This window comes from Neobacillus drentensis (genome assembly GCF_036962765.1).
Taxonomy (GTDB): domain Bacteria; phylum Bacillota; class Bacilli; order Bacillales; family Cytobacillaceae; genus Neobacillus; species Neobacillus drentensis_C.
Genome location: NZ_JBALOS010000303.1, coordinates 1 through 6,633, shown reverse-complemented (window position 1 = coordinate 6,633; position 6,633 = coordinate 1). Strand labels below are relative to the sequence as shown.

Annotated in this window: 5 protein-coding genes and 1 pseudogene; all 6 read right to left on the bottom strand. The window is 36.8% G+C overall.

Translation table 11 applies throughout. The annotated features are described in order from the left end of the window. Positions 1-199: 199 nt before the first annotated feature. The 6 genes and pseudogenes from V7137_RS27595 to dctP all read right to left on the bottom strand — a co-directional run bounded on the left by V7137_RS27595 (position 200) and on the right by dctP (position 6,448). Positions 200-1,168 (bottom strand): electron transfer flavoprotein subunit alpha/FixB family protein, encoded by a 969-nt coding sequence (locus tag V7137_RS27595; RefSeq protein WP_335701025.1) that lies wholly within the window; start codon positions 1,166-1,168, stop codon positions 200-202. Positions 1,169-1,190: 22 nt separating this feature from the next. Then, a complete protein-coding gene (locus tag V7137_RS27590) occupies positions 1,191-1,955 on the bottom strand; it encodes an electron transfer flavoprotein subunit beta/FixA family protein (protein WP_335701024.1) in 765 nt (254 codons plus the stop codon). Between the two features lie 534 nt (positions 1,956-2,489). Continuing rightward, a pseudogene (locus tag V7137_RS27585) lies at positions 2,490-3,119 on the bottom strand (acyl-CoA dehydrogenase family protein); the annotation flags it as partial. Positions 3,120-3,479: 360 nt separating this feature from the next. Continuing rightward, a complete protein-coding gene (locus V7137_RS27575; RefSeq protein ID WP_335701023.1) occupies positions 3,480-4,769 on the bottom strand; it encodes a TRAP transporter large permease in 1,290 nt (429 codons plus the stop codon). A 15-nt stretch (positions 4,770-4,784) separates the two neighbouring features. Continuing rightward, on the bottom strand, positions 4,785-5,315 hold the full coding sequence (locus tag V7137_RS27570; RefSeq protein WP_098932148.1) for a TRAP transporter small permease: 531 nt from the start codon (positions 5,313-5,315) through the stop codon (positions 4,785-4,787). Between the two features lie 68 nt (positions 5,316-5,383). After that, positions 5,384-6,448 (bottom strand): TRAP transporter substrate-binding protein DctP, encoded by a 1,065-nt coding sequence (dctP, locus tag V7137_RS27565; RefSeq protein WP_335701022.1) that lies wholly within the window; start codon positions 6,446-6,448, stop codon positions 5,384-5,386. Between the last annotated feature and the right edge of the window lie 185 nt (positions 6,449-6,633).

Genomic DNA, 6,633 nt, shown 5'->3' with positions numbered 1-6,633 from the left:
AATTTATACCTACTCAGTAATCCAACTATTGTAACGGAATATTCAGATTAAAATGTTTTTTCGACTCAAATGGATTTAAGTTAATTATAACCCATTCTGCTTATATATGTAAATTACACATATAAAACATATTAATAAAGTAATCAGACATCCCTTTATGAATTACAAAGGAATATCCGATTACTTTGGTTAATTTAATTTATGAGTTTACTAGGATTTTTTTGAATTCTTCCGTAAGCAGTGGAACTACCTCAAATAAGTCACCAACAATGCCGTAGTCCGCAACCTGAAAGATTGGGGCTTCTGGATCTTTGTTAATCGCTACGACTACTTTTGAGTTAGACATCCCTGCAAGATGTTGAATGGCTCCCGAAATTCCACAGGCAATGTACAAATCAGGAGTTACGACTTTTCCAGTCTGTCCGATTTGCAGGGAATAATCGCAGTATTCAGCATCACATGCACCACGGGATGCGCCTACTGCACCACCCAATACCTCCGCAAGTTCTTGAAGCGGCTTAAAACCATCTAAGGATTTGACACCGCGCCCACCAGAGATAACTACTTTCGCTTCTGATAGGTCTACACCGCCGATAGTTTTACGTACCACCTCTTTTACAATCGTCCGTAAGTCTCTGATTTCAACATTAAACCTCACGACTTCAATCGTTCCGTCGATTTCTTCTACTGGAATATTATTCGGACGCACTGTCGCGAATGGGATGCCGGATACGACTTTCTTTTTCTCAAACGCTTTTCCGGAGTAAATAGGTCGTGTAAAGATTACTTCACCGTTATCAACCTGAACATCAATTATGTCGGATACAAGACCAAGCCCAAAACGAGCTGCAATGCGTGGGGCAAGATCTTTTCCGATAGCCGTGTGAGGCATTAGTATCGCTTCTGGCTCTACTGTATCAATTACCTGGCGCAATGCTTGTAAATAAGCATCCGTTGTATATACATCCATTTCTTCGTTGCCAATAATATATACTTTTTTTGCGCCATGTTTCCCCAAAACATTTGCATAATGAGTTGCCTCACTGCCTATTGCAACAGCTATAACTTCCCCACCTTCAGCAATGCGCTTCGCAGCAGACAGTGCCTCAAGTGACACACCTCTTAAATTTCCAGCTTTTGCTTCCGTCAAAACTAGTACTTTTCTCATATTCGTTCATCCTCCAATGTGATTAGATTACCTTCGCTTCACTGCGAAGAAGTGCGGCTAGTTCAGAAACTTGATCTTTGATATCCCCATTCAGGATACGACCTGCTTCCTTTTTCTTCGGAAAAAATGTCTCAGTGACAGTCGTTTTTGCATCGGCATCGTCCTCTAAAGTTAAATCATCTATCTCTAAACGCTCAATTGGTTTTTTCTTCGCTTTCATGATACCAGGCAGTGAAGGATACCGTGGTTCATTTAAGCCCTGTTGTGCTGTGACCAAAACAGGAAGTGAAACCTCAATTACTTCTTTATCCCCTTCAACATCACGCTCGATAATGGCTTTATTGCCCTCGATGTCCAGCTTTGTGATGGTCGTTACTTGTGCAATGTCAAGTTCTTCTGCAAGTCGTGGCCCTACTTGTCCAGAACCATAATCAACTGCTACATTTCCACCTAAAATAATATCAAATTCTCTATCTTTTATTACGGCCGAAAGGATTTTGGCTGTCCTATATTCATCAAGATCCATATCATCGTTATCAACAATAACCGCTTTATCTGCACCCATTGCAAGCGCCGTACGTAACGCATTCTCCGCACGTTCAGGTCCTATAGTGATAACAGTTACTTCACCATCGTGCACATCACGCAATTTAATTGCTTCTTCAATCGCATATTCATCGTAAGGATTGATGATGAAGTTTACCCCATCTTCACTAATGGTGCCGTTTTGGAGCACTATTTTTTCTTCTGTGTCAAAGGTTTGTTTCATCAAAACTAAAATGTTCATTTTTTATATCCCCTTTTCAGATTATTTTTTAAAAGGCACTACGTTAATTGAACAATTCTGGTGTTCACTCCACAAATTTGGCTTGTACCACATACTCTTTTTCAATTCTTTAGCCTTTATGTTAATTAAAGCTTTTGTTACTCAAAGAATAGTTCATTACCAATTGAACCTTATTCATTCAAAATATATTGAATATTTATAATCATATCGCCATTGTTTTAACTAGTAAATTTACGGTTTTTAATGGTACGTTTAGCATAATTTAATATCCATAAACTAAGAATTCTGCAACTAAAATTATTGCACCGAATTCAGCATGATATTAATCTACAACTAACTATTAACTTTGCATAAAAGTTCACTTTATTCACCTTCTTCAAATATAGACAAAGAACGACCCTCAATTGAGAATCGCTCCAACCCTATAATAAATATATTAGTTTAAAAGATTTTGTGACTATTTCCCATCATTTAGTTCTGGGAAATCCTGTCTTGTATATGTGAGAATTGAAAAGATATTCTCTGAAATGTTTCTTATAGTCCGAGATTTTTAGCTATAACTACTTTCATAATTTCATTAGAGCCACCATAAATACTGCCAACCGCTGCATCCCGGTACCTCCTTGCAATCTCGTACTCTTCCATAAACCCGTATCCACCGTGTAATTGCAGACATTCTGTTGCTGCTTTCTTCGCTAAATCTGACACCCACCATTTTGCCATCGATACTTCTGTTACAATATCTACTCCAGCCATATGTTTTTGAATCAGATTGTCAACAAATGTACGACCTATTTGAATCTCCGTAGCAAGCTCTGCTAATTTAAATTGTGTGTTTTGAAATTTACTTAGCGATTGCCCAAATACTTTACGTTCTTTTACATAATTCATCGTTATTTCAAGCATTCTTTCTGCAGAAGTAATTGCTGCGATTGTCATCGCTAAGCGTTCCTGCTGAAGCTTTTCCATTAAATAATAAAAGCCATTATTCTCCTTACCAAGCAGATTACCAACTGGCACTTCTACATCTTCAAAAATAAGTTCTGCTGTATCTGAGCTATGCAGGCCTAATTTTTTTAACTGCTTGCCTTTTGAAAAACCTGGTGTATCATCCTGGACAACTATTAAACTAATACCTTTGTATGCAGGAACAGCATCCAGGTCCGCGGACCTTGCTTCAGTAAAAACAACAGCAGTCAGAAAAGGAGACCACTATAGTATCAATGGTGCAAAAACGTTCATTACAAACGGTATCAATGGGAATCTCTTTATCGTTGTTTGTAACGATTACATCGCTATGAACAGTAGTTCCACTTAATCCCGTACCAATTTTAGTTACTTCTTCTCGGATGACTACTGAATAACCGTAATCCGCATTAAATCCTCCATATTTTTTATCGATCCAAGGACACTTACCATGAAAATTTTGTCATATTTGCAGTTTACTCAATAACTTGTCAGGTTATTTGGCATTATTGTTGAAAATCAAAAAATTCGCCATCCTACAAACAGATGGCGATTTTGTTACAATATCGACGGCAACCAAATAGCAATATTTGGGAAGATGATTAGCAATGCAATTAATACTAAACAGGCTCCGACATATCCCCATACACCCGCAAAGCCATCTTCAATTTTGGTTCCAGAAACGGAGGTGGCCACGAAAACGTTTAATCCTAGCGGCGGATGAATCATCCCAATTTCAGCCATTACTGTTGCTACTATACCAAACCAAATTAAATCAAATCCTAAGCTTTCAATTAATGGATATACTAATGGTACGGCTACAACCAAAATGATAACTTGTTCCATAAAAAAGCCAAGAACAAAGAAAACCGACAGGATTAAAGCTAAAATGACAAATCTGTTAGCATCCATAGATGATATAAGATTTACTAATTTTTGAGTAACTTGTGTCATCGTTATATAATATCCAAAAATAATGGCACCGATTAAGTTAAAAAACAACATCGAGGCGATTTGAACTGTTTCAATTGCGGCTTTACCTAATTTACGAATGGATAGTCCATTAAAAAATGAAATGGCAATGATTAGTATTGCTCCAAATGCAGCAGATTCAACAATGGTTAACATTCCAGTGTAAATGCTAGTAAAAATCAGGGTAATTACAAGTAGGATAGGAAGTAGATTTACGAAATGTTTCCATCCTTCCCCTTTCGTTACCTCTTCCATCGGTGCAAATAATTCTGGTTTTTTCTTTGCTTTCCATATAATTAGAGAAATATATAGAATAACCTGTATAATTGCTGGCACAATGGCAGCTAGAAATAGGTTACTAATGGATTGATTTGCAATGATCCCATACATAATAAGTGCTAAACTTGGCGGAAGTAAGATGGCAATAGCACCAGCTGAACTTACTGTGCCTAATGAAATGCGAATATCATAGCCAAGTCTTTTCATTTCTGGTATGGCGGCTTTAGCTACGAAAGCCGCAGTTCCTGTACTTGAACCAGTGATTGAACCCAGACCTGCAGATGCTAAAACTGTTGATATAACCATGCCTCCAGGAATGCGACGGGTCCAAACGCGAGCGGCATCAAATATTTTATTTACTAACGAAGTTTGCGAGATTACTTCGGCAAAAAAGACGAATATAGGAAGAGAAACTAACAAATATTTAGATACTTCATGATAAGGAGTTGATTGCAATACTCCCATGAGAGCGCTTCCACCGGAAACTAAATATATCCCGAGTGCACCACTAATCCCTACGGCAAAAGCAATCGGCATTCCCATTGCCATGAAAACGAACATTAAAATAAACGGTAAATAAAGACCTACATGTTCCACAGTTTTTTCCCCCTTCTACATTGAAAGTTTATCAGCAATCGGTTCAGGCTTTTCTTCTGAATTTGGCTTAATGATCATCATAAGCTGGTCGTAAAAATCAATCATATAGCGGAGTGTAAAGACAAGTAAACCAACTGGAAGAATACCATAAGATAAGTACATTGGGAAAACTAGTTGTCCGTAATTGAGCTCATTTGTTTCAAAAGCTTCTAATGTAAGCCGAAAAGATAGATAGCCTAATAAAGCGACAAAAAGCATTGAAAGGGTTGTACTAATGAATTCAATAATCCTACCAACTGTCACAGGCAATTTTTCTACAATAAAATGAACGGAAAGGTGTTTTTTTGATCTTTGGGTAATGGCCCCACCAAAAAATACGAGTGGAAGGATTAAAAAGCTTTCGATTATTTCATTTACAGAGGGGAGTGTCGTGTGTAAAACATGTCGAAAAAGCGCATCAGCCATTACAACACAAATAGTAGCTAAGATTGATAAACCCGCGAAAAATGCTAAAAATTGCTCTAAATTATAAACAAGTTTTCTCATGGTAACGCTCCTCTCTTAAGTAAGAATGGAAGAAAATATTCTTCCATTCTTAACATACATTATTATTATTATTTTTCGGATGTAACAGCTTTTTCCATATCTTTTATCGCTGCAGTAGAGCCTTTTGACTCATATGTTTTTTCCCAACCCTTCCAAACTGGATCGAGCTTTTTCTTCATTTCGATTAATTCAGCATTTGAAAAGGTAATCGGTTTCATCCCTTTGTTCGTTAATTGTGTTTTTGTATCAGAAACTTCTTTATCCACTACAGCACCGATGCTATTTGTTACTTCATTACCAGCTTTGATGATGGCATCTTGAACATTTTTTGGTAAGGAATTAAACTTTTTCTCTGACATAGCTAAATTGAATACAAGTGGCGCAATATTTAGATTAGTTGTAAAATATTTTGCGACTTCATTTATTTTTAAGGGCTGGACAGATGGTAAACCAATAATTCCTCCATCAACAGTCCCTCTATCAAATGAAATATATACTTCAGGTATTTCCAATGCAACAGGTGTAGCACCAAGTGCTTTAATAGTTAATTCTGGTCCACCTTTAAAACCATGTAGTTTTAATCCTTTAAGGTCATTTACTTTTGAAACTTCCTTATTAGCAAAAACCAGTTCAGAAGAGGGGCCAACTTGAGCTGCAATTGGAATAAGTCCATTATTCTTAAAATCTGTTTTATAAAGCTGAGAGTTTTTATTTTGTAGTGTTTTCCAATAAGATTTTGTTGCAACTTCAGAATTTGGAGCTGCACCAGGCAGTGTATATGAAGATGATAACGGCATGTGTCCAGGATCTGATGGTCCACCTACAGCAATGTCTGTGATTCCAGAATTTAACATATTATAAAAATCAGGTGCTGGACCAAGCTGAGAATTAGGGTATATTTGAATTGTCACTTGACCATTTGTGTATTCATTTACCTTTTTAGCAAATGGTTCTAGCAAAGCTCTGCTGGCAACATGGTTTTCAGGTGCAGGAGATGCTAGTTTTAGCGTAATTTTCTCAGTAGAAGTCTTAGTTTCAGTAGAGGTCTTGGTGCTAGATCCTTTTGAACAACCGAGTAGTGCAGTACTAGCTAGTAAAATAGTAGCTATTAATAAAAAAATTGTCTTTTTCAACAAAAACCCTCCTAAAGTTGCATGAATTGTAGAAATGACTTACTTTTTTCCGAATAATTGGTCAGTGCTATTTTTTAAACCTCACCTCACCTTTCAATCTAATTTATCCAAGATATTTGGTGTTTTGGTACTTTTTTTGTAAATAATTATCACAATATCTCGAATAATCATAATTGTACAAAAAG

Bases quoted from the DNA above. Each gene is read 5' to 3' on its own strand.
- V7137_RS27595 (WP_335701025.1), bottom strand. From the start codon at position 1,168: ATGAGAAAAGTACTAGTTTTGACGGAAGCAAAAGCTGGAAATTTAAGA.
- V7137_RS27590 (WP_335701024.1), bottom strand. From the start codon at position 1,955: ATGAACATTTTAGTTTTGATGAAACAAACCTTTGACACAGAAGAAAAA.
- V7137_RS27570 (WP_098932148.1), bottom strand. From the start codon at position 5,315: ATGAGAAAACTTGTTTATAATTTAGAGCAATTTTTAGCATTTTTCGCG.